Annotated in this window: 26 protein-coding genes; 16 read left to right on the forward strand and 10 right to left on the reverse strand. The window is 72.5% G+C overall.

The window, feature by feature from the left end:
- Positions 1-334 precede the first annotated feature (334 nt).
- Positions 335-574 (forward strand): hypothetical protein, encoded by a 240-nt coding sequence (locus ACSNOB_RS20195; protein WP_436688066.1) that lies wholly within the window; start codon positions 335-337, stop codon positions 572-574.
- Between the two features lie 96 nt (positions 575-670).
- Entirely contained in the window at positions 671-880 is a 210-nt protein-coding gene (locus ACSNOB_RS20200) for a hypothetical protein (protein ID WP_436688067.1), read from the forward strand.
- A gap of 67 nt (positions 881-947) precedes the next feature.
- Here the strand turns inward: ACSNOB_RS20200 and ACSNOB_RS20205 are convergent, their stop codons facing one another.
- Genes ACSNOB_RS20205 through ACSNOB_RS20215 form a run of 3 tightly spaced genes read right to left on the reverse strand, consistent with a single transcriptional unit; the run spans position 948 to position 2,167 of the window.
- Complete coding sequence (locus tag ACSNOB_RS20205; protein ID WP_436688068.1) at positions 948-1,487, reverse strand: DUF1360 domain-containing protein; 540 nt, start codon at positions 1,485-1,487, stop codon at positions 948-950.
- 36 nt (positions 1,488-1,523) lie between these two features.
- On the reverse strand, positions 1,524-1,844 hold the full coding sequence (locus ACSNOB_RS20210; protein WP_393110418.1) for a hypothetical protein: 321 nt from the start codon (positions 1,842-1,844) through the stop codon (positions 1,524-1,526).
- Positions 1,844-2,167 carry a DUF6158 family protein gene (locus ACSNOB_RS20215; RefSeq protein ID WP_436688069.1) on the reverse strand — a complete coding sequence of 108 codons (324 nt, stop codon included), beginning with the start codon at positions 2,165-2,167 and terminating at the stop codon, positions 1,844-1,846. The genes ACSNOB_RS20210 and ACSNOB_RS20215 overlap by 1 nt, the downstream gene beginning before the upstream one ends.
- Positions 2,168-2,289: 122 nt before the next feature.
- Between ACSNOB_RS20215 and ACSNOB_RS20220 the strand changes: the two genes are divergently transcribed.
- On the forward strand, positions 2,290-2,706 hold the full coding sequence (locus ACSNOB_RS20220) for a hypothetical protein (protein ID WP_436688070.1): 417 nt from the start codon (positions 2,290-2,292) through the stop codon (positions 2,704-2,706).
- Positions 2,707-2,732: 26 nt separating this feature from the next.
- On the forward strand, positions 2,733-3,062 hold the full coding sequence (locus ACSNOB_RS20225) for a DUF3817 domain-containing protein (RefSeq protein WP_436688071.1): 330 nt from the start codon (positions 2,733-2,735) through the stop codon (positions 3,060-3,062).
- Positions 3,063-3,067: 5 nt separating this feature from the next.
- On the opposite strand, the gene ACSNOB_RS20230 is transcribed toward ACSNOB_RS20225, so the two are convergent.
- Complete coding sequence (locus ACSNOB_RS20230; RefSeq protein WP_436688072.1) at positions 3,068-3,595, reverse strand: DUF6232 family protein; 528 nt, start codon at positions 3,593-3,595, stop codon at positions 3,068-3,070.
- 487 nt (positions 3,596-4,082) lie between these two features.
- Between ACSNOB_RS20230 and ACSNOB_RS20235 the strand changes: the two genes are divergently transcribed.
- Entirely contained in the window at positions 4,083-5,057 is a 975-nt protein-coding gene (locus ACSNOB_RS20235) for an NlpC/P60 family protein (RefSeq protein ID WP_436688073.1), read from the forward strand.
- Positions 5,058-5,128: 71 nt separating this feature from the next.
- Here ACSNOB_RS20235 and ACSNOB_RS20240 read toward each other — a convergent pair whose 3' ends face one another.
- From ACSNOB_RS20240 to ACSNOB_RS20250, 3 genes are all read right to left on the reverse strand, one after another.
- Entirely contained in the window at positions 5,129-6,118 is a 990-nt protein-coding gene (locus ACSNOB_RS20240; protein ID WP_176737563.1) for a sigma-70 family RNA polymerase sigma factor, read from the reverse strand.
- Positions 6,119-6,609: 491 nt separating this feature from the next.
- Entirely contained in the window at positions 6,610-7,566 is a 957-nt protein-coding gene (murQ, locus tag ACSNOB_RS20245) for an N-acetylmuramic acid 6-phosphate etherase (RefSeq protein WP_436688074.1), read from the reverse strand.
- Positions 7,563-8,477, reverse strand: a complete 915-nt coding sequence (locus tag ACSNOB_RS20250) for a MurR/RpiR family transcriptional regulator (RefSeq protein ID WP_436688075.1) — start codon at positions 8,475-8,477, stop codon at positions 7,563-7,565. The genes murQ and ACSNOB_RS20250 overlap by 4 nt, the downstream gene beginning before the upstream one ends.
- Before the next feature lie 253 nt (positions 8,478-8,730).
- Between ACSNOB_RS20250 and ACSNOB_RS20255 the strand changes: the two genes are divergently transcribed.
- The gene (locus ACSNOB_RS20255; protein WP_436688076.1) at positions 8,731-9,423 is read left to right on the forward strand and encodes an SDR family NAD(P)-dependent oxidoreductase; all 693 of its coding nucleotides are present in this window, start codon (positions 8,731-8,733) and stop codon (positions 9,421-9,423) included.
- Positions 9,424-9,437: 14 nt separating this feature from the next.
- Here ACSNOB_RS20255 and ACSNOB_RS20260 read toward each other — a convergent pair whose 3' ends face one another.
- Positions 9,438-10,169, reverse strand: a complete 732-nt coding sequence (locus tag ACSNOB_RS20260; RefSeq protein ID WP_436688077.1) for a dTMP kinase — start codon at positions 10,167-10,169, stop codon at positions 9,438-9,440.
- 156 nt (positions 10,170-10,325) lie between these two features.
- Between ACSNOB_RS20260 and ACSNOB_RS20265 the strand changes: the two genes are divergently transcribed.
- From ACSNOB_RS20265 to ACSNOB_RS20285, 5 genes are all read left to right on the forward strand, one after another.
- Complete coding sequence (locus ACSNOB_RS20265; protein WP_393110401.1) at positions 10,326-10,910, forward strand: nucleotidyltransferase; 585 nt, start codon at positions 10,326-10,328, stop codon at positions 10,908-10,910.
- On the forward strand, positions 10,907-11,182 hold the full coding sequence (locus tag ACSNOB_RS20270) for a hypothetical protein (protein ID WP_393110399.1): 276 nt from the start codon (positions 10,907-10,909) through the stop codon (positions 11,180-11,182). Before ACSNOB_RS20265 ends, ACSNOB_RS20270 begins: the two co-directional genes overlap by 4 nt.
- 9 nt (positions 11,183-11,191) lie before the next feature.
- Complete coding sequence (locus ACSNOB_RS20275) at positions 11,192-11,968, forward strand: metallophosphoesterase family protein (RefSeq protein ID WP_393110397.1); 777 nt, start codon at positions 11,192-11,194, stop codon at positions 11,966-11,968.
- Positions 11,959-12,102: a GPGG-motif small membrane protein gene (locus ACSNOB_RS20280; protein ID WP_167179460.1), complete on the forward strand. Its 144-nt coding sequence runs from the start codon at positions 11,959-11,961 to the stop codon at positions 12,100-12,102. The genes ACSNOB_RS20275 and ACSNOB_RS20280 overlap by 10 nt, the downstream gene beginning before the upstream one ends.
- A gap of 154 nt (positions 12,103-12,256) precedes the next feature.
- A complete protein-coding gene (locus tag ACSNOB_RS20285; protein ID WP_436688078.1) occupies positions 12,257-12,748 on the forward strand; it encodes a TspO/MBR family protein in 492 nt (163 codons plus the stop codon).
- A gap of 528 nt (positions 12,749-13,276) precedes the next feature.
- On the opposite strand, the gene ACSNOB_RS20290 is transcribed toward ACSNOB_RS20285, so the two are convergent.
- Positions 13,277-14,053, reverse strand: a complete 777-nt coding sequence (locus ACSNOB_RS20290) for a peptidoglycan DD-metalloendopeptidase family protein (protein WP_436688079.1) — start codon at positions 14,051-14,053, stop codon at positions 13,277-13,279.
- Positions 14,054-14,301: 248 nt separating this feature from the next.
- Between ACSNOB_RS20290 and ACSNOB_RS20295 the strand changes: the two genes are divergently transcribed.
- The 5 genes from ACSNOB_RS20295 (at position 14,302) to ACSNOB_RS20315 (ending at position 20,644) form a co-directional block, all read left to right on the forward strand.
- Positions 14,302-15,642: an ABC transporter substrate-binding protein gene (locus ACSNOB_RS20295; protein ID WP_436688080.1), complete on the forward strand. Its 1,341-nt coding sequence runs from the start codon at positions 14,302-14,304 to the stop codon at positions 15,640-15,642.
- 65 nt (positions 15,643-15,707) lie between these two features.
- Positions 15,708-16,757 carry a carbohydrate ABC transporter permease gene (locus tag ACSNOB_RS20300; RefSeq protein WP_436688081.1) on the forward strand — a complete coding sequence of 350 codons (1,050 nt, stop codon included), beginning with the start codon at positions 15,708-15,710 and terminating at the stop codon, positions 16,755-16,757.
- 1 nt (position 16,758) lies between these two features.
- Entirely contained in the window at positions 16,759-17,727 is a 969-nt protein-coding gene (locus ACSNOB_RS20305; protein WP_436688082.1) for a carbohydrate ABC transporter permease, read from the forward strand.
- A 63-nt stretch (positions 17,728-17,790) separates the two neighbouring features.
- Positions 17,791-18,903: a LacI family DNA-binding transcriptional regulator gene (locus tag ACSNOB_RS20310; protein ID WP_436688083.1), complete on the forward strand. Its 1,113-nt coding sequence runs from the start codon at positions 17,791-17,793 to the stop codon at positions 18,901-18,903.
- Positions 18,904-18,967: 64 nt separating this feature from the next.
- The gene (locus ACSNOB_RS20315) at positions 18,968-20,644 is read left to right on the forward strand and encodes a glycoside hydrolase family 13 protein (RefSeq protein ID WP_436688095.1); all 1,677 of its coding nucleotides are present in this window, start codon (positions 18,968-18,970) and stop codon (positions 20,642-20,644) included.
- 27 nt (positions 20,645-20,671) lie between these two features.
- Here the strand turns inward: ACSNOB_RS20315 and ACSNOB_RS20320 are convergent, their stop codons facing one another.
- Positions 20,672-22,123: an MFS transporter gene (locus ACSNOB_RS20320; RefSeq protein WP_436688084.1), complete on the reverse strand. Its 1,452-nt coding sequence runs from the start codon at positions 22,121-22,123 to the stop codon at positions 20,672-20,674.
- Between the last annotated feature and the right edge of the window lie 55 nt (positions 22,124-22,178).

The following is a 22,178-nucleotide window of genomic DNA, read 5'->3' on the forward strand; positions in this document are numbered from 1 at the left end:
AGACAGCCCCCGCCCCCGCCTGACCCGCGGGGCGGCGCTGGTGTCGGTGTGCAGGTCGCCTCTCGGCGAGTGGCGCGACGCGGCTCCAGCCGGACGGTATTCCGCGAAGGCTATGTGGGTGAGGCCCGGGGACACTGGACACACCGACACCTCACTCAACGGACCACTCGCCCCCGGTGTTCCGGCCCCGCCCGTGACCGCCGTCACAGCCTGCGGCGGGCACGCGGGGAGCGTCCCGGGGGAGGCGGCCCGGCGCGGGCGCGGCCCGGCGGCGTCGGCGAGGTCGGCGGCATGGTGACGTTTGACCGATTCGGTCGCGGGTAGCTGACCCGACGTGACCGACGACGCACCCGTGACCGAGGCGCCCGCGACCGACAAGCCGGACACCCGGCGCCTCGACGACCTGCTCGAGGACCTCTACCACGGCCAGGAGCGGATCAGCCAGGCGGACATCTACCGCCGGGCCGTCGCCGCGGAACTGCCCGCGCAGCTCCTCACCCGGATCGCCGCGCTGCCCGAGGGCGAGTACGCGGTCGACGAGGCGGCCGACCTGCTCGGCGGATCGGTCACCTGACGGCCCCCGGCGGCCCCGCACGACCGGCCCGGGGCACTCACCGCGGGCCGGCAGCCTCCCGGCGCCGGGCGGCCGACGAGGAGTGAGGAGAGCGACATGTCCCACCACGAGGAGCAGCACGACAAGCTGCCGGCGCTCGGTCAACCCCCCGAGGACACGGACACCCTGCCGGAGCCCGACTTCGCCAACGAGCACGACCGTACCGCCGTGGACCGGGAGATCATCACCGGCGCGGACGACGACGAGCGGGAGCCGGAGGCGTCCCGGGGGTGGGCCGGCGAGGACCACGGCACAACCCCGACCTGACCGGTCGGGCGGACGCGACGAAGGGGGCCGGCACACCGCCGGCCCCCTTCGTGGTGTCGTCGCGTCCTCAGTCCTCGTCGTCGCGCCCGCCGCCCTCGGCGGCGCGCTGCGCCACCGCGTACGCCAACTGGAGGAAGTCCGAGGCGGCCACGGCCGTGAGCCCGGTGGCGACCAGCCGGGTCAGGCGGGGGGCGAGCACCAGCCCGCCGGTGAACCCCGTGGCCACCCAGACGGCGAGGCAGAACGGGCAGCTCAGCAGCTCCCCGATCGCGTGCCGGGTGCTGCTGCCCTGGTCGCGGACCTGCTCCATCACCTCGCCGCTGCCGATGGGCCGGTCGTAGCGGGTGAACGGGGCACGCAGCGGGCTGGTCACCGCGTCCTTGGCGAGCAGCCGGCTGAGCTTGTGGGTCGCGATGCCGAGCAGCACCACGTCCGCCGTGGCGGGCCGCTCGGGCACCTGCCGGCCGGTCGCCCTCACCAGCCCGGCGAGCGCCGCGGTCACCGCGGCATAGCTGCTCATCGACACCAGGTAGCCGCCGAGCGGCCGGTGCTCGTGCGGCGCGTAGGCCCGGCGTAACCGCGCCACCTTCCCCTTCACGTCGGTCACCCGGTCTCCTCGATTCCTCGGGTCGTGCGGCCCGGCTCAGCCGGCCTGCAGGTTGTCGGCCACCTCGCGGGCGAGGCTGGCCAGGGCCTCGTCGGCCAGCCGGTCGGCGTCCGCCCCGCCGGTGAGGTCGAGCCGGGTCCGGGCCCCGCCCGCCTGGGCGGGCTCGACCCGGATCTCGGCGGACCAGTCCCCGGCGGCGCTCCACCGCGCCCGCAGCTCCTCCGCGCTGATCTCCTCCGCCGGGCTGCCGTCCGCGCGCAGCGGCTGGGGCAGCCAGGCCGACGCCCGGTCGGGGTCGGTGGCGGTGCTGAACACCACCTCCGGGGGCGCGGACATCCCGCGCTCGGCGTGCGCCATCAGGCGTCCCGGAGCCGGCTCGGGTCGACCTCGCGCCCGGGGTTCCGGGCGAGGTACTCGGTCTCCAGTTCCGCGGTGCGGCGCAGGTGGTGGGCGAGCGCCGAGTCCGCCGCGTGCCGCAAGGTGTCCAGCCGCGTGCGGTGCAGGCTGTGCATCTCGCGGATCAGGTCCTCGTCGCCCAGCTCGGCGGGGTCGACGCCGAGCAGCTCGCCGTCGCCGTCCGCCTCGCTGGAGGCCATGTCGTGGACGTGGTCACCGTCCCACTCGGGCATGCGCTGCTCCGGGCTGCCGAACTCGTCCTGCTGTATCGATCCGGTCATCATCGCCCCCCTGGTCGTTTTGGGCTGGCGTCTACACGGTTGCCCACACGGGGTGGCACCAAACCAACCCGCCCGACTACGACACCGCGTCGGAGACCCCGGGTCGCCCCGGTACTCTCGATGCCATGAAGCGGCTCTGGACCCCGGCGTGGATCGCGCGCCACGTGGCCATGGTCGTGCTGGTCGTCGGCTTCCTGGGGCTGGGCTGGTGGCAGGTCAGCCGGGCCGCCGCCGGCAACGCGATCAGCTGGGGCTACGCGGTCGAGTGGCCGATCTTCGCGGGCTTCGTGGTGTTCGTCTGGTGGCGCGAGGTCCGGCACGCGCTGCGCGGCCCGGAGGCACCCGCCGAGCGGGAGCCGACCGCCGCCGGGACGCGGGCCGCCGACGCCCCGACGCGTCCGGTCGTACGCCGACCCGTGCGGGTCGCCCGCGTGCCCGCGGCGGCCCACGGCGGTGAGGACGCCGACCTGGCCGCCTACAACCGCTACCTGCAATGGTTGAACGACAACCCGGGCGCCAAGCCCGGTGACTACCCCGGCTGAGGCCGGGCGTGGAAGGACGGACGACGGTGGGCGCAGCCCTGACCCGGTACCGCGTGATCGCCTGGATCGTCGGCGTGGCGCTGATCCTGCTGGTCGTGATCGGCATGCCGATGAAGTACGGCTTCGACAATCCGATCATGGTGGAGACCGTGGGCCAGGCGCACGGCTTCCTCTACATGCTCTACCTGGTGGCCGCGTTCGACCTGTCCCGCCGGGCCGGCTGGCCGCTGAAGCGGATGGTCCTGGTCATGCTGGCCGGCACGGTGCCGTTCGTCTCCTTCTACGCCGAGCGCCGGGTCAGCAACTGGGTGACCGCCGGGCGGGCCGAGCGCACCCCGGAGCCGGTCGCCGGCTGAGCCCGCTACCGGTTCGGCCGCCACGGGTCGGCCGAGGCGAGCGGGTCCGTCCAGCCGCCGTACCGGTTCATCTCCCGGGCCCGGCGCAGGGCCCGGGTGACCTGGCCGAACTGCCGTTCGTCGTCGCTGCTGAACAGGAGCACCTGCTCGCCCCGGCGCCGGCCCCACAGCTCGTACGCCGGCGGTCGCCACCGGTCCCCCACCACAGCGACCAGCACCGGCAGCAGGAACACGGCGCCCAGGATGAGGTACGCCCCGGCGGTGAGCCGTTGCAGCCCGCCGGTGAAGCCGAGCAGCAGCCCGACGCCGCCGAGCATCGCGCCGGTGACCACGACGGCGCGGACGGCGACCCGGTCGTGCGGCCCGCGGGTGGTCTCCAGGTGGGTCAGCTCCCGCACCGGCCAACTGTTGCGTCCGACGGTGAACCGGTCGACCGTCACGATGATCCCGGGTCGGGCGTAGAGCAGCGTGTTCTTCCCGGCGGTCGCCCCCGGTGACCGCGTCTGTCGTGTCGTGGTGCCCTGAGGATTCACGGCTGCACCTCCCGCGGCTGGTGTGCCGGGATCGGCTCCCGTCGGGCTCGCCTCAATGCCGATCGACGGGATTCCCGGCTCCGCGCCTCATTGTGTGGCGCACGTGCCAGCCGCTACGCCGGTTTGCGCCCCCTCCTCGGCCGGCCGGGCGGTGTCGCCGCCGGGTACGGACCGCCATGTCCGTCTTGTCGGTCATGGCGGACCCCCCTCCGCCGGCATGCGTCGAGAACGACGAAAGCCACGGAACGTCCGATCGACGACAATCAGCGCAGGCTGCTGCGGCGGCGGCACACACGGTCACGCCTTGATCGACACTTCCCGCCACTTTGCCAACATTCGCCCCTGCTTCAACTGCGGGTCACTCCCGCCACGGGTTACGTTGTCCGGGCCGGCCGGTCGACCGCCGTCCACCCGGACAGCACCGGCCCGGTGTCGCCGGGGGCGTCAGCAGCCCCGCGGCGACCGATGGGAGAGGAGCCTTCCGCTCTTGTCGTCCCTCAGGAACACGCTGCGCGCCCTGTTGGTCGCCGCGGTGTCGGCCACGTTGGTCGCGCCCGCGGTGCCGGTCCGGGCCGAACCGTCCCCCGCCGAGCTGACCCGGCGGATCGAGAAGTCCTCCACCGAGCTGGAGCACGTCGTCGAGGCGTACAACAAGCTCCGGGAGGAGATCAAGACGAACAAGGCCGCCGTGGCCCGCGTCCAGGACCGGATCGGTCCGCTGGAGGAGGAAACCGAGCGGAGCCGGGCGGACGTCGGCCAGTTGGCGGTGACCGCGTACAAGACCGGCAGCAACCTCACCACCGTCGACGCGCTGCTGCGCCCCGGCGGGTCGGAGACCCTGCTGGACCGCCTCGGCATGCTCGACCAGCTCACCCGGCAGCGCCAGGAGACGATCGCGAACTTCACCGGCAACCAGCGCCGGCTGCTCGACGAGAAGACCCGGCTGGACGTCACGCTGAGCCGGCAGGCCGCCCAGGCCCGCGAGCTGAACGCCGCGAAGAAGCGGATCGAGGGCGACCTGGCCGAGCTCTACGAGCTGCGCCGCCAGGCGTACGGCCGGGCCACCGAGAAGCCCGCCGCCCGGCCCGACAGCGCGGACGACGCGCCCGCGATCTCCGGTCGGGCCGGCGTCGCCGTCCGGTACGCCTACGGCGCGCTCGGCAAGCCGTACGTCTGGGGCGCCGACGGTCCGAACGGCTACGACTGCTCGGGCCTGACCTCGGCGGCGTGGCGGGCGGCCGGCAAGTCGCTGCCGCACAACACCCGGATGCAGTGGGGCGCGGTCGCGCACATCAGCCGTGCCGAGCTTCGCCCCGGCGACCTCGTCTTCTACAGCGGCCTCGGGCACGTCGGCCTCTACGTCGGCGGCGGCCAGGTCATCGACGCGCCGAGCGCCGGGCGCAACGTGCTCAAGCGGGGCATGAACCTGATGCCCATCCAGGGCTACGGGCGGGTGCGCTGACCGCACCCGGATACGGCGAACGGCCGGCGTCCCCTATCGGACGCCGGCCGTTCGCCGTGTTTCCTACCGGCTCAGGCTGCCTGCAGCCCCTCGGCCCGGGCCAGCTCGCGGAGCCGGCCGAGCGCCTGGATCTCCAGCTGCCGGATCCGCTCCCGGGAGAGCGAGAACCGCGAGGCCACCTCGGTGAGGGAGTGCTCACGGCCGTCCTCCAGCCCGTAGCGGGCCCGCATGATGCCGGCCGACCGGTCGTCGAGGTGGTTGAGCAGGCCCTCGATCCGCTGCCGCTCCAGGCCGGTGAGGACGATCTCCTCCGGCGACGGGGCGTCGCTGTCGGCGACCAGGTCGCCGAGGTTGGTGTCGCCGTCGTCGCCGACCGGAGTGTCCAGCGACACGGTGTCCTGCGACCAGCGGACCAGCTCGTTGACCCGCTCGACGGTGACCCCGAGGGCCGCCGCGATCTGCTCCGGCTCCGGGTCACTGCCCAGCTCGCGGGTGAGCTGCCGGGCCACGTTGCGCATCCGGTTGACGTCCTCGACCAGGTGCACCGGCAGGCGCACGGTGCGCTCCTGCTGGGCGATCGCCCGGCTGATGGCCTGGCGGATCCACCACGTCGCGTAGGTGGAGAACTTGTAGCCGCGCTCGTAGTCGAACTTCTCGACGGCCCGCACCAGGCCGGTGTTGCCCTCCTGGATCAGGTCCAGCATGGGCATGCCCGACCGCACGTAGCGGCGGGCGATCGAGACGACCAGCCGCAGGTTGGCCCGGATGAACAGGTCCTTGGCCCGCTCACCCTCGGCGACCAGCCGCTCCAGATCCTCCCGGTCGACACCGGCGGGGACGCGGTCCTCGCCGAGCAGGTGCTCGGCGTAGAGGCCGGCCTCGATGGCCTTGGAGAGATCGACCTCCTTGGCGGCGTCCAGCAGTGGCGTCCGGGAGATCTCGTGAAGGTAGACGCCGACCAGGTCGCGCTCCTCGGCAACCTCGTCGGTTCGCATGCCGATGTTCTTGTCCACGTTGCCCACGGTCCCCTCGCTCGCGCCGGTTGCCCGGTTCCTTGCCATCCCCACGTCCATCAGCCCTCCCCCGTAACTTCCGCTGTGCCCGCCCGGTGCTGACCTACACAACAGATGAGACGCGTTGGGGATTCCATGTCGTGAGTCGAAAGTGTCACGAATGCCTGATAATCCGCTGAGAGCACGGTCCATGTTTGCTGTCAGCACCCCGTGTGGCTGCTCCCCGGTGGGCACCACGAACGGTCGGCAGATCGACGCGTCGCCGCCCCCCGGTTTATGGCAACACCGCCCGCCCCGGTGACACAGCGACCCGGCTCACCGCCGCGCTGCGATCTCGGTCACTGCCGGATACGCGCCGGTGGACCGGTCGGTTCATCCACGCCCGTGGTAATACCCCACGCCCAGGTGAACAATCCGCGCCCCGGATCTATGCCCGGCACGTGACCGGGCTCGCAGGGACGGCGAAGACCGGGTGCGGGTGATGCGGGTGACGGACCGGGGACGAGGGGTGAGCCGGTGGGTGCGGGCGGGCGCCGGGGTCAGGAGGCCAGGAGGGCCAGGGCGCCGCGGACCTGGTCGGCGGAGCGGGCGAGGGCGGCCCGCGCGGCCGACACCTCCGCCCCGGAGACGAGCGAGACGAGCGCGGCCTTCATGTCGCCGTCGGCCTCGGCGAGGGCTCGCCGGCAGATCTCCTCCGAGCAGCCGGTGGCCTCCATCAGGATCGAGATCATCCGGCCCCGGAGCTTCGCGTTCGTGGCCACCATGTCGATCATGAGGTTCGAGTAGACCCGACCCAGTCGGACCATCACGGCCGTCGAGAACGTGTTGAGTACCAGCTTCTGCGCGGTGCCCGCCTTCATCCGGGTCGACCCGGTGACGACCTCGGGCCCCGTGTCCACCCCGATGAAGACGTCCACCGACCGGGCGGCCTCCGCCTCCGGGTTGGCGCAGAGCAGCACCGTCGAGGCCCCCTTGGCCCGGGACGCGGCGAGCGCCCCCAGGACGTACGGCGTGCGCCCGCTCGCGGCGAGCCCGACCACGAGGTCGCCGGCCCGTACGCACTCGGCGGCCTCGGCCGCGCCGCCCCGGTCGTCGTCCTCCGCGTCCTCGACGGCCCGCCACATGGCCTCCGGCCCGCCGGCGATGTGCGCGCAGAACCAGTGCCGGGGGGAGTTGAAGGTGGGCGCGAGCTCGGCGGCGTCGAGCACGCCGAGCCGGCCGGACGTGCCGGCGCCGAAGTAGTGCACCCGGTGACCGGCACGCAGCGCGGCCACCGCCAGGTCCACCGTCGCGGCGATCTCGTCCAGGACGTCCGCGACCGCGCCGGGCACCCGCCGGTCCGCCTCGTTGATCACCTCGAGGACGTCCCGGGTCGACATCAGGTCGAGGTCGACGCTGTGCGGGTTGCGCCGCTCCGTCGGGGCGCCGACCCGGATCACCGGCCGGGCCGAAACCGGAGCCGTCACGTCGTGGGGTTCCACCGCGCCGGTCGTCATGCCCGCCTCCGTCCCGAGCCGACCCGGTGCGACTGGACCGCCTCGGCGGTCGCCTCGAGTGCCTTCCTGGCCCGCGACCGGTTGCGCGCGGCCACCCCCACGAAGAGGCAGTCGACCACGGTGAGCTGGGCCAGCCGGCTCGCCATCGCGCCGGAGCGGTAGGTGGTCTCGCGGGCCGCCGTGGTGAGCACGAAGTCGGCCACCTCGGTGATCGGCGAGCGGGGGAAGTTGGTCAGCGCCACCGTGGCCGCGCCCCGGGCCCGGGCCTGCTCCAGCACCTCGATGACGTCCGAGGTCGTGCCGGTGTGCGAGATGCCGACCGCGACGTCACCCCGACCGAGCAGCGCGGCCGACGTCAGCGCGGTGTGCACGTCCGGGAAGTAGAAGGCGGTGCGGCCGATGCGGTGCAGCTTCTGCTGGAAGTCCGAGGCGACGAAGCCGCTCGCGCCGGCGCCGTATACGTCGATCCGGCCGGCGCCCGCGATGGCCTCGACGACCTGCTCGCAGATCGCCGGATCGAGCTGCTCGGCCGTCTCCTCGACGGCGCGCGCGTCGTTGAAGGCGATGGTCGCGATGATCTGGGCGAGGTCGGCGCCGGGCGGGATGTCGCCGCCGACGACCCGGGCGTCCGGTGGCTCGATCCGGCGGGCGGCCTCGGCGGCGAGCCGGATCCGCAGTTGCGGGTAGCCGTCCATGCCGACCGACCGGCAGAACCGGATGACGGTCGCCTCGGATGTCTCGGCGGCGGTGGCGAGGTCGGTGATTGTCCGACGCGCGGCGTCGGCCGGGTCGGCGACGACCAGCCGGGCGACCCGCTGCTCGGCCGGCGACAACGACGGGAGCAGGCCGCTGATGTGGACGATCAGTCCACCCGGCTCGTGACTCGCAGAAATCTTCGGACTCTTCGCCACGGATGAAACTTACTTTCATGAGCCGTGAGCGTCAACCATGACTCCACGTGTTGGATAAAACACCGCCCGCCGGATCCCGGATCTGCACAGCGTGCCACTCCCCCGGCGCGGTCGCCTCCCCCGGGAGGGCGGCTCGGCCGTGCCGGACGGTTTCCGGCGCCGGCCAGTGCCCCGGACAGACCATGCCAGCTTCCCGCCTTCCGCGACGCCCCGCCACCCCGGCCGGGCCGCCCGGGCAACTAGCGTATGACGCATGGCGGATCGCAGTGTGCTGGTCACCGGAGGAACGGGCGGGCTGGGCGGGGCGGTCACCGCCGCCTTCCTCGACGCGGGCTGGCGGGTGGTCGTACCCGGGCGGGAAGGGTCGCCCTCGACGGAGCCGGAAGCGGGCGGACCGGTCCGGCTGGTCGCGGACCTCACCGACCCGGCCGGCGCGGAGCGGGCGGTCGCGGCGGCAGCCGAGGATCCGTCGGCGCCGCTGCGGGCGGTGGTCAACCTCGTCGGCGGGTACGCCGGCGGCGGGCTGGTGCACGAGACCCCGGTCGAGGAGTTCGACCGGATGCTGACGCTCAACCTGCGGCCCACCTGGCTGGTCACCCGGGCGGCGCTGCCGCGACTGGTCGCGGCCGGCGGCGGCGCGGTGGTCTGCGTGTCCTCCCGCGCGGCCGTCGCCCCCTTCCCCGGCGCCGCGGGCTACGTGACCGCCAAGGCGGCGGTGCTCGCCTTCGCCAACGCGGTGGCGGTGGAGTACCGGGCGGCCGGGGTGCGCTGCAACACGGTCCTGCCGAGCGTCATCGACACCCCGGCGAACCGCGCGGCCCAGCCCACCGCCGACCACTCGCGCTGGGTCACGCCGGCCGACATCGCGCCGGTGGTCCGCTTCCTCGCCTCGGACGAGTCGGCGCCGACCAGTGGCGCGAGCATCCCGGTCTACGGCCGCGCCTGACGCGCCGGGCCCGGTCAGGCGGTCAGCCGGACGGCCGTGACCGGCTCCACTCCCGGAGCCACCACCACCCCGGGGGCGGCCACGACGCGGGACCGGCCGTCGCGCCGGTCTTCGGCGGCGAGCCACCCGGCCAGGTGGGACCTGATCTGCCGGGACACCTCCTCCGGCGGACGCCCGGCGTCGACCACGACGAAGGTCGGGTATTCCGGGAGGGACCGGTACGCGGCGTCGGCGGCGGTCAGGTACTCCATACTCTCGTGGTCGGTGCCCCGCTGCTCGATCCGGCGGTACGCCTCGGCAGGGTCGACGGCCAGCAGGAAGGTCACCTGCGGCCGCGGGAAGAGCCGGTAGCCCACCCGGGCGAGCCGCTCCCAGCGCCGGCCCCCGTGCGCCCGGATGCTCGCGTACTGGCAGGCGGAGTAGCGGTCCATGACCGCGATCCGGCCGGTCGCCAGGCGACCGAGCAGCGCGGCGGCGATGGCGAGCCAGCGCAGTACGGACTCCACGGCCAGCAGACCGCTGCGCCCCAGGAGGCGCTGGGCGTCCGGGCGGCCGAGGCGGTGCGCGACGCGCCCGAGCCAGCGCCGCCCGCCGGCGTTGCGGTGGTAGGTGGCGGGGTGGCCCGCCGCGGTGAGCGCGTCGGCGAGCCGGTGCGCCTGAGTGGTCTTGCCCGAGCCGTCGATGCCGATCAGGGCGACGGCGCGCAATCGGGCCCTGCCGCGCCGTGCCTCCGTTGATCTGGACACCTTGCCCAGGCTATCCGACCCGCGCTCGCGTCTCCGGAGTTTTGTGCCGGCTCCTCCCGGTTGACCCCACCCGCGTCGCGTGCCAGGTGTGGCCCGCCACGATGCCGGGTACCGGAGTTGGATCAGCCGCCCACCAGTCGACGACGGGAGATGCCAATGGCCGAGCGCGGGGACGAGAGCCTGGTGCACACGCTGAAGAAGGTCGCCGCCGTGCTCAAGCAGGAAGAGATTCCCTTCGCGCTCGGCGGCAGCTTCGCCGTGTACGCCCACGGCGGCCACTCCAGCGAGCACGACGTCGACTTCCTCATCCGGGAGGTCGACGTGGAGCGTGCCCTGGAGGCCCTGGTCGCGGCGGGGTTCACGGCCGAGCGTCCGCCCGAGGACTGGCTGGTGAAGGTCTTCGACGACGGGCGGATGGTCGACCTCATCCACCGGCCCATCGAGACGCCGGTGACCGAGGAGACGTTCGCCGACACGGTGGTCCGGCCGGTCGACGCGATCCACATGCCGGTGCTCTCGGCGACCCAGTTGATGGTGCACAAGCTGCTCAGCTTCTCGCAGCACTACTGCGACTTCGCCCGGGGCCTGCCCCTGGCCCGCTCGCTGCGGGAGCAGATCGACTGGGAACGGGTACGCAAGGAGACGCAGCACTCGCCGTACGCCGAGGCGTTCCTGGTGCTGCTGGACCGGCTGGAAGTGGTGCCGCACTCCGGCACCCCGGAGGAAGAGGGAAAACCGTGACCGAGCACCGCGACGTCGCCACGGGGCCGCCCGACGAGTACGTCGAGGCGGAGATCCACCGGCTGCTCACCGAGGACCCGGACGTGGCCGAGCAGGGCATCACCGTGGTCCGCCGGGAACGCGGCCTCGTGCTCTACGGCGAGGTGGAGAGCCCGCACCGGCGGGAGGAGATCCTGCGGCGGGTGGCCGACCGCTTCCCGGACGTGCCGATCACCAGCGACATCGGGGTGATCCGCGCGCAGGCGCCCACGGAGATCGAGCAACTGCCCTGAGGAGGTTCCATGGTGATCCGGATCGCCGCCGTGGGTGACGTGCATCTGGACGAGGACGTGGTCGGCCGGTTCCGGCCGGCGCTGGAGGAGCTGCCCGAGCACGCCGACGTACTGCTCCTCGCCGGGGACCTGACCCGGCACGGGACCGAGTCGGAGGCCCGGTGCGTGGCCACCGAGTTCGGTGGGCTGGGCGTGCCGGTGGTGACCGTGCTCGGCAACCACGACCACCAGTGCGACCAGGTGCCGCAGGTGGTCAAGGTGCTCGAGGACGCCGGGATCAGGGTCCTGGAGGGCGACGGCGTCGTGCTGGAGTGCGCCGGCGGACGGCTGGGCGTCGCCGGCGTCAAGGGGTTCGGCGGCGGGTTCGCCGGGCGTTGCGCCAGCGACTTCGGGGAGCCGGAGATGAAGGCGTTCGTCCGGACCACCACCCAGAGCGCGGACGCGCTGGGCGCGGCGCTGCGGGGGCTGGACTGCGACGTGCTGGTGGCGCTCACCCACTACTCCCCGGTGCCGGACACGCTCGCCGGCGAGCCGCTGGAGATCTACCCCTTCCTGGGGTCGTACCAGCTCGGTCAGGCGATCGACTCGGCGCCGACCGCGCTGGCGCTGCACGGGCACGCGCACGCCGGCACCGAGCGGGGCACCACACCCGGCGGGGTACGCGTCCGCAACGTCGCCCACCCCGTGATCAAGCAGGCGTACAGCATCTTCCACCTGGGCGACGGCCTCGATCAACCGGAGGTTTCCCGCGTCGGCGGCTCGGGTACTCAGCAACCATGGAGCTGATTCTCTGGATTCTCGCAGTCGTACTCGTGGTCGCCGGCATTCTCGCGCTGTTCCGCCGGCAGATCCTGTGGGGCGTCGTCCTCATCGTGGTGGGCCTGCTGGTCGGGCCGGGTGGTGTGAGCATCTTCAGTTGACGTGGCGGCTAGACGCCGCCGACCGGGACCCGCCGGGGTCGTCGCGACCGGAAACTCCGTCCTCCCGACAGGAGGATCCGGACGCGACGACCCCGGCGCCGTGCTGTCCGGACGCCGTGAGGTTTAGCCGGCGCCCGAACGGAGACATCTCGACATGGAGACATCTCGGCGCGAGCGGACGGCCGGCGCGCGGCGGTGGTGGGCCCTGCTCGGCTTCGGGGCGGCGGTCTTCGTCGCGGCGGCGATCGGCGGCCTCGGCGTACGCGGCACCTCGGCCGAGTACGCGAGCCTCGAACAGCCCTCCTGGGCCCCTCCGTCCTGGCTCTTCGGGCCGGTCTGGACGGCGCTCTACGCGATGATCGCGGTGGCCGGCTGGCTGGTCTGGCGGCGGGTCGGCTTCGGCCCGGCCCTCTGGTCCTGGATCGCGCAGTTGGTCCTCAACGCGGTCTGGACGCCGCTCTTCTTCGGCGCCGGCCGGTACGGCCTGGCGTTCGCCGAGATCCTGACGATGTGGGTGGCGATCGGGGTGACGGTCTTCCTCTTCTGGGAGGTGTCCCGCCCGGCGACGCTGCTGATGCTGCCCTACTGGGCGTGGGTCACGTTCGCCGCCGCGCTGAACTTCGCCATCTGGCGCCTCAACAGCTGACCCCGCGGAGGCCCACACCGGCCGCGCCGGCCACGGAGGCCACGACGCCACGGAGGCCACACCGGCCGCGCCGGCCGGGCGTGGCCGGTGAGCCGGTCCGCCGGCAGAAGGCGGTGCTTCCGGTTTCGGTGGCGGTGGGCAGGGCCGGCACGACGCTGTCGAGCTGAGTCGTTTGCGACATCAGACTGGGTGCCCCCGTCGCCGGACGCCCGCATCGCCGCATGCCCGCATGCCCGCATCGCCGGACGCCCGCATCGCCGGACGCCCGCATCGCCGGACGCCCGCATCGTCGGGTGCCCGCATCGCCGGGTGCCTGAATCGTCTACGACATCAGCTCGACAGCGTTCCGCGTGCGCTTCCCGCGCCCGCCCGCCGAACGACCGCTCCGACGGTGCCGGGACCCCGGCGGGTTGCCGGGGTCCCAGCGTGTTGCCGGGGTCCCAGCGTGTTGCCGGGGTCCCAGCGTGTTGCCGGGGTCCCAGCGTGTTGCCGGGGTCCCGGCAACACCGCCGGGGCCCCGGCGCGTGCTCAGCAGCGGGGCACGTTGGGGATGTAGCCGTCGTGGCCGGTGTAGACGTAGGCGTCGGCGATGAAGCGGCCGCTGCCGATCCGGTCCCAGATCGAGCTGGTGCCGTAGGTGCCGGTGACGGTGGTGCCGCTGGTCTGGCACTGGATGGTCACCCGGGTGCCGTCCGCGACGGTGCCGACCGCCGCGTAGCCGGTGCCGGGGCCGGAGCGCACGGTCAGCGGGGTCCCGCTGGTGTCGACCGTGCCGGAGCCGGCACCGCCGCCGCCGCAGCCGTTGTCACTGGTGTACGTCTTCGTCCCCCAGTACAGGGCGAGCGCGCCGTTGAAGCGGACCTGGATGTCGCTGCCGTTGAGCCGCTGCTCGTAGTGCAGGTGCGGGCCGGTGGAGCCGCCGGTGCTGCCGACCCAGCCGATCACCTTGCCGTATCCGACGGTCTGGCCCACGGAGACGTTGAAGCCGTTGAGGTGGGCGTAGTAGGTGCTGTACCCGTTGCCGTGGTTGATCCGGACGTACTTGCCGTAGCTGGTCCCGCCCAGGTCAGTGACCCGGTCCACGGTGCCCGGGGCGCTGGCCACCACCGGGTCGCCGAGGTCGTCGGTGCGGTTGAAGTCCACCGCGTACGCCGGGCTGTGGCCGGTGCGCGTCTGGCCGGACCAGGACTGCCCGCAGGGGAACGGCACCTTGAACGTCGGAGCGGCCATCGCCGGGGCCGCCGGGAGCAGCACGCCCACCGCCAGCAGACCCGTCGCCAGCAGGCTGAGCCATCGCTTACGCATCCATAACCTCCCATGTTGAAATCTTTCTATGGCTACCCCCAGCGTGACAGAAATCGCCACCCCTGAAAAGATGCCGGCACCCCTAATGGGAGCGCGCCCACGCGGCAACGACAGGGTTTCCGGATTGTTACTCGGTCGTGTCCGGTCAGGGGTGGACCGGGCCGGATGCAAGCGCTTACATGTGGAGACGCCCATCGGACCGGCGCGGGTTCGACATCCCCCACGCGCCGGCAAGGAAGGAGAACGGCATGGCGTTTGCCAGATCACGCCAGGCTCTCGCGATCGCCGGCGTACTGGGGCTGGCGCTCAGCGCCACCGCTTGCGGCACCGGCGACGACAAGAAGAGTGACACCGCGGGCTCCGCGGAGTGCGCCGCATACGAGAAGTACGGCGACAACGACGGCAAGAAGGTCACGATCTACTCGTCGATCCGGGACATCGAGGCCGACCGGCTGGAGGAGTCCTGGAAGCAGTTCGAAAACTGCACCGGCATCGAGATCGACCACGAGGGCAGCGGCGAGTTCGAGGCCCAGCTCGGTGTCCGCGTCGACGGCGGCAACGCCCCCGACCTCGCGTTCATCCCGCAGCCCGGCCTGCTCAAGCGCTTCGCCGACTCGGGCAAGCTCAAGCCGGCCGGCGCCGAGACGAAGAAGACGGCCGAGGAGAACTATCCGGCCGACTGGCTGAAGTACAGCACCGTCAACGGGCAGTTCTACGGCGCCCCGCTCGGCTCGAACGTGAAGTCGTTCGTGTGGTACTCGCCGAAGACCTTCAAGGAGAAGGGCTGGACCGTCCCGACCACCTGGGACGAGCTGATCTCCCTGAGCGACAAGATCGCGGCGAGCGGCACCAAGCCGTGGTGCGTCGGCATCGAGTCCGGTGACGCCACCGGCTGGCCGGCCACCGACTGGATCGAAGACCTGATGCTGCGCACGCAGACCCCCGAGGTCTACGACCAGTGGACCACCCACGGCATCAAGTTCAACGACCCGAAGGTCGTCGAGGCCGTCGACAAGGCCGGCACCATTCTCAAGAACGAGAAGTACGTCAACGCCGGCTTCGGCGGCGTGAAGAGCATCGCCACCACCTCCTTCCAGGAGGCCGGCGTGCCGATCACCACCGGCAAGTGCGCCCTGCACCGGCAGGCGTCCTTCTACGCGAACCAGTGGCCGCAGGGCACCAAGGTGGCCGAGGACGGCGACGTCTTCGCCTTCTACTTCCCGGCCATCGACGCGGCCAAGGGCAAGCCGGTGCTGGGCGGCGGCGAGTTCGTCGCGGCCTTCGCCGACCGTCCCGAGGTCCAGGCGGTGCAGACCTACCTGGCCTCCGGCGAGTACGCCAACAGCCGCGCCAAGATCGGCGACTGGGTGTCGGCGAACAACAAGCTCGACCTGGCCAACGTCGCCAACCCGATCGACAAGCTCTCCGTCCAGATCCTCCAGGACAAGAGCACGGTCTTCCGCTTCGACGGTTCCGACCTGATGCCGGCCACCGTCGGCGCGGGGACGTTCTGGAAGGGCATGGTCGACTGGATCAACGGCAAGGACACCGCGACGGTGCTCGGCGGCATCGAGAGCAGCTGGAAGTGATCTGAACCGGGGGGCCGGTCCGCGTGCGGGCCGGCCCCCCGGCAGATCCAGACCTGGGAGGGTCGATGGAGTTCGACTTCGCGGAGGAACAGCCGAAGTTCCTCATGCTGATGTACGGGCTGATCGCTTTCGTCGCGGTGGTGGGCGGTCTGCTCCTGCTCCTCGACGTGGTGCCGGCCTGGTTCGCCCGTCGCCGGGAGGCGCAGCTCGTCGCCGCCTCCGCGAGCGGCGCACCGCTCCCCCGCCGGCGCAAGCCGCGGGAGGGCGTCTTCGCGCTCTTCTTCCTGCTGCCGACGCTGCTGCTGCTCACCATCGGGCTGGTGGTGCCGGCCATCCGCACGACGATGCTCTCGTTCATGGACGCGGGCAGCAACGACTGGGTGGGGCTGCGCAACTACGGTTGGATGTTCTCCGAGGACTCGATCGTCCGGGTCCTGGTCAACACGCTGATCTGGGTGCTCCTGGTCCCGCTGGTGGCCACCTCGTTCGGCCTGATCTACGCGGTGCTGGTGGACAAGGCCCGCTTCGAGGCGGTCGCCAAGTCGCTGATCTTCCTGCCGATGGCGATCTCCTTCGTCGGCGCCAGCATTATCTGGAAGTTCGTCTACGCGTACCGGGGTGACGGGCAGGAGCAGATCGGCCTGCTCAACCAGATCGTGGTCAGCCTCGGCGGCGAACCGAAGCAGTGGCTGCTCGAGTCGCCGCTGAACACGTTCCTGCTGATCGTGATCATGGTGTGGATCCAGGCCGGCTTCGCGATGGTGGTGCTCTCCGCCGCCATCAAGGCCATCCCCGGCGACATCGTGGAGGCGGCCCGTCTCGACGGGGTGAGCCCGTGGCAGATGTTCTGGCAGATCACCATGCCGAGCATCCGGCCGGCGCTGATCGTGGTCGTGGTGACGCTGTCGATCGCCACCCTCAAGGTCTTCGACATCGTGCGGACGGCCACCAACGGCAACTACGAAACCAGCGTGATCGCCAACGAGATGTACAACCAGGCGTTCCGGTACGGCCAGAACGGGCAGGGCTCGGCGCTGGCGGTCTTCCTGTTCATCCTGGTGGTGCCGATCGTGATCTACCAGATCCGCAACCTCCGAGAGCAGCGGAAGGGCTGAGATGACCACCGCAACGCCCACCGTCGCCGCCGGCACCCAGAAGACCGACGGCCGCAAGTCCACCACCGCCGCCCGGGTGCGCAAGCGGCTGAACAGCCGCACCGCGACCCTCGTGTCGATCGTCATCGCGGTGCTCTGGACCGTTCCGACCTTCGGCCTGTTCATCTCGTCGTTCCGGCCGGAGGACCAGATCAAGAGCAGCGGGTGGTGGACCTTCTTCACCGACCCGCAGTTCACCTTCGAGAACTACCAGGAGGTGCTGTTCGGGCGCTCCTCGTCGTCCGGACAGCTCGCCAGCTACTTCATCAACTCGCTGGCGATCACCATCCCGTCGGTGCTCTTCCCGCTCGCCTTCGCGGCCCTCGCCGCGTACGCGCTGGCCTGGATCAACTTCCGGGGGCGGGACTGGATGTACATCGCGATCTTCGCGCTGCAGATCGTGCCGCTGCAGATGGCCCTGGTACCGCTGCTGAAGTTCTTCTCCACCGGGGTCACCGTCGGCGGGGTCACCGTCATGCCGGCCTGGGATCTGGTCGACGAACAGAAGTTCGCGCAGGTGTGGTTCGCGCACACCTGCTTCGCGCTGCCGTTCGCCGTCTTCCTGCTGCACAACTTCATCTCGCAGCTCCCGGGGGACCTGATGGAGGCCGCCCGGGTCGACGGGGCCACCCACCCGAAGATCTTCCGCACCATCGTGCTGCCGCTGATCACCCCGGCGCTGGCCGCGTTCGGCATCTTCCAGTTCCTCTGGGTCTGGAACGACCTGCTGGTGGCGCTGATCTTCGCCGGTGGCGGCAACGAGACCGCACCGCTCACCGTCCGGCTGGCCGAGATGGCCGGCACCCGGGGCAACGAGTGGCAGCGGCTCACCGCCGGCGCGTTCGTCTCGATCGTCGTACCGCTGATCGTCTTCCTGTCCCTGCAGCGCTACTTCGTGCGGGGTCTGCTCGCCGGCAGCGTCAAGGGCTGACGCCTCTCCGCCGCCGCCGGGTCACCGGCGGCGGCGGAGCCGGCGCGAAGCGGGGGTACCACCGTGACGAGGATCGATGATGTGGCACGCCTGGCCGGCGTCTCCACGGCCACCGTCTCCCGGGCGCTGCGCGGGCTCCCGACGGTCTCGGCCGCGACCCGACGGCGCGTGCTCGCGGCGGCCGAGCAACTGGAGTACGCCGTCTCGCCGAGCGCCTCGCGGCTGGCCGGCGGACGGACCGGCACGATCGCGGTCGTCGTCCCCCGGCTCACCCGGTGGTTCTTCGCCACCGTCGTGGAGGCCGTCGAGGAGTTCGTCCACCAGTCGGGCTACGACCTGCTGCTGCACAACCTCGGCGGTCGGGAGCAGACCCGCCAGCGGGTGCTGCGCACCGCCAACCTGCACAAACGGGTGGACGCGATCATGCTGGTCGCCACGCCGCTGCGACCCGCCGACCTGACCGCGCTGGCGAAGCTGGAGCTGTCCGGGGTGACCGTCAGCTCCGGCACGGTGGTCCCGGGCTGGCCCTGCGTACGCATCGACGACGTGGACGCCGCCCGGACCGCCACCCGGCACCTGCTCGACCTGGGCCACCGCCGGATCGCGCACATCTCCGGCGACCCCGACGACGAGCTGGCCTTCACCACCCACCTCGACCGGCGACGGGGCTGGCGGGACGCGCTGCGCGAGGCCGGCCTCGACCCGGACCCGGCCCTGGACGTGGAGTCGCAGTTCACCATCGACGGCGGCACGCGGGCCGCCGAGGAGCTGCTCCGGCGTGGCGAGCCCCCGACGGCGATCTTCGCGGCCTGCGACGAGATGGCGATGGGGGCGATGACGGCGCTGCGCGACGCCGGCCTGCGGGTGCCGCAGGACGTCAGCGTGATCGGCGTCGACGACCACGACCTGGCCCGCGTCGTCGGGCTGAGCACGATCGCCCAGCCCGCGGCGGAGCAGGGCCGGCTCGCCGCGCAGATGCTCCTCGACCCGCTCGTCGGCCGGCGGCTGGAGGGGCCCGCCGCCACCGCCCACCACGGCGTCGACCCCACCGCCGGCGGCGCGGGACCCGGCCGGCGCCAGCCGGCCGCGCGCGACGGCGACACGCGCGAGACGCCCGTGATCCTGCCCACTCACCTGATCGTGCGTGAATCGACCGCGCCGCCCCGGGCACACTGACGGGGACCGCGGACGTTTCCGGCACCAGCACCCGATTGCACGGCTCGACACACGGGAGAAGGCCCTGAACAGCAACGCGACCCACCAGGACACGCCCACCGACCCGGCCACCGGTTGGTGGACCAGGGCCGTCATCTACCAGATCTACCCGCGATCCTTCGCCGACTCGGACGGCGACGGGATCGGCGACCTGCCCGGCATCACCGCCCGCCTCGACCACCTCGTCGAGCTGGGCGTCGACGCGGTCTGGCTGTCGCCGTTCTACCCGTCGCCCCAGGCCGACGCCGGGTACGACGTGGCCGACTACCGCGACGTCGACCCGCTCTTCGGCAGCCTCGCCGACGCGGACCGGCTGATCGCCGAGGCGCACGCGCGCGGCCTGCGGGTGATCGTCGACCTGGTGCCCAACCACACCTCGTCGGCGCACAAGTGGTTCACCGCGGCGCTCGCCGCCGCCCCGGGCAGCCCGGAGCGCGACCGGTACGTCTTCCGGGACGGCCGGGGGCCGGACGGCGCCCAGCCGCCGAACGACTGGCAGAGCGTCTTCGGCGGGCCGGCGTGGACCAGGGTCACCGAGGCCGACGGCCGCCCCGGCCAGTGGTACCTGCACCTGTTCGACACCGGCCAGCCCGACCTCAACTGGGACAACGCCGAGGTCCGCGCGGAGTTCCTGGACGTGCTGCGGTTCTGGCTGGACCGGGGGGTGGACGGCTTCCGGGTCGACGTGGCGCACGGCCTGATCAAGCAGGCCGACCTGGCCGACTGGCAGGAGCCGCAGGAGATCCTCTCCGGCCGGGAGGTCGACAAGCCCCGCCCGCCGATGTGGGACCAGGACGGCGTACACGACATCTACCGGGAGTGGCGCCGGCTGCTGGACGGCTACCCGGGCCAGCGGATCCTGGTCGCCGAGGCGTGGGTCGAGCCGGCCGAGCGGCTGGCGCGGTACGTGCGCCCCGACGAGATGCACCAGGCGTTCAACTTCGAGTACCTGCTCGCCTCGTGGACCGCGCCCGCCCAGTACGCGGTGATCACCCGCTCGCTGGAGGCCACCGACGCGGTCGGCGCGCCGACCACCTGGGTGCTGTCCAACCACGACGTGGTCCGGCACGCCTCCCGGCTGGGCCTGCCCGTGGGCGGCAAGCGGCCCAACGGCATCGGCATCGGCGACCCGCAGCCGGACGCCGCGCTCGGCCTGCGCCGGGCCCGGGCGGCCACCCTGCTGATGCTCGCGCTGCCCGGCTCGGCCTACCTCTACCAGGGCGAGGAACTGGGCCTGCCGGAGCACACCACGATGCCCGACGAGGCCCGGCAGGACCCGACCTGGGCGCGCAGCGGCCACACCGAGCGGGGCCGGGACGGCTGCCGAGTGCCGATCCCGTGGGAGGCCGACGCCCCGTCGTACGGCTTCGGGCCGACCGACGCGAGCTGGTTGCCGCAGCCGCCGGTCTGGGCGGAGCGCGCCCTGGACCGCCAGCGGGACGTGCCCGGCTCGACGTACGAGCTGTACCGGACGGCGCTGCGGCTGCGCCGCGAGCACGGCCTCGGCGCGGGCACGTTGCAGTGGCTCGCCACCGGGGACGAGGTGCTCTCGTTCCGCAACGGCGGGCTGACGGTGCTGACCAACTTCGGCGCCGCGGCCGTGCCGCTGCCCGCCGGCGGCGAGCTGGTGCACGCCAGTGCCCCGCTGGACGAGAACGGCGCCGTGCCCACCGACGTGACGGTCTGGGTCCGGACGGCCTGACGGGGGCGAGGGGGCTCCCCGCCGGCGCTACGCGTCGACGGGGGGCCCCTCACGCACCGCCCGCCCGGCGCGGTCGTGCAGAAGGTCGTGGACGCCGGCGATGTCCTCCGGCGAGGTCCGCGAGGCCAGCCAGTACATGATCCCGGTGGGGACGAAGAAGAGCTGGAAGGCGGCCAACCCGACGGCGTAGTTCAGCGGCGGCGGGAAGGCCGCCCGCAGCCCGTGGAAGGCGACCCCGACCAGCCCGTTGCCGGCCGCCCGGCCCACGCCGTTGACCAGGTTGCCGAGGCTGTAGACGGTGCCCCGGTGCTCGGGCGGGTTGACGTCGGCGATCAGGGCGAACCAGTTCGGCGAGTTCGCCGACGTCAGCGCCAGCGCCACCACGGCGGTGAGCAGGCTCAGCCCGACCGTCGGCTCGGTGACCACGCTGGCCAGCACCGCCCGGACCACCGTCCCCGCCCCGGCGCCGTCGGGCACGTCGATGCGTACCGGCACGAAGAAGAGCACCAGGTAGAACGGCAGCGCCGCGAGGATGCCGACCGCCGCGACCATCGCCCGGCCCCGGGGCGTACGCCGTTGCAGGGCGTCGCCGACCAGCCCGCCGACGATGGAGAGCACCCCGCCGAGCTGGAACAGGGTCGCGAAGACGCTGCCCACGACCACGGCGGTGGCGGCGGAGTAGCCCTGGTCCTCGGCCCGCTCGGCGAAGAGCACCGGCAGCCAGACCAGCGACCCGAAGGCCGCCTGGGCGGTCAGCCCCTGCAGGATCAGCCACCGGTTCGTCCGCCGGCCGAGGATCCTCGGCAGGTCCGCCCGGCTGATCCGGTAGTCGTACTCGGCGCCGGTGGCGAGCGCGTCGGCCAGCTCCGGTTCGCTCTGGCCGCGCCGGATGTCGTAGGTGAGCAGGTACGCGGCGGTCGCCACCAGGCCGACCACGGTCAGCGCCAGGAACGGCCGCCGCCAGTCGGCCGCCCCGAGCAGCCCGCCGACCAGCGTGCCGGCCAGCGTGCCGACGCCCTGGGACAGCCCCCAGAAGCTCATCACCAGCCCCCGACGGCGGGGCGAGATCAGGTCGGTGACGACCGAGAACCCGACCGACCCGACCGCACCCAGCCCGACCGCCGCCACGAGCTGCGCGGCCAGGAAGGCGGGGTAGTTCGCCGCGACCGCGCTGCCGCCGGTGCCGAGCGCCCAGATCAGGGTGCCGACCATCAGCAGCGGCTTGCGGTTCGCGCGGTCGCCGACGTACGCCCAGCCCACCGCGGCCACCGCGCTGGCCAGGAAGCTCACGGCGGTGACCAGGCCGAGCAGCCGCCGCGGCACGTCGAAGGCGTCGGCGATCGGCCCGTACAGCGGGGGCACCAGGCCGATCGCCACGTTGTCCAGCGAGGCGAGCAGCACGAAGACCACGACGCTGTAGAACCGGTGCGCGGCCGACCCGCCCCAGGCCCGCGCCGGCCCGCCCCTGATCAACGTCATGTGCGGCAGCCAACCAGGGTCAGGTCACGAGCGGGTGAAGGCGCGCGGGCGCGCC

This window comes from Micromonospora sp. URMC 106, assembly GCF_051386395.1.
Lineage (GTDB): Bacteria > Actinomycetota > Actinomycetes > Mycobacteriales > Micromonosporaceae > Micromonospora.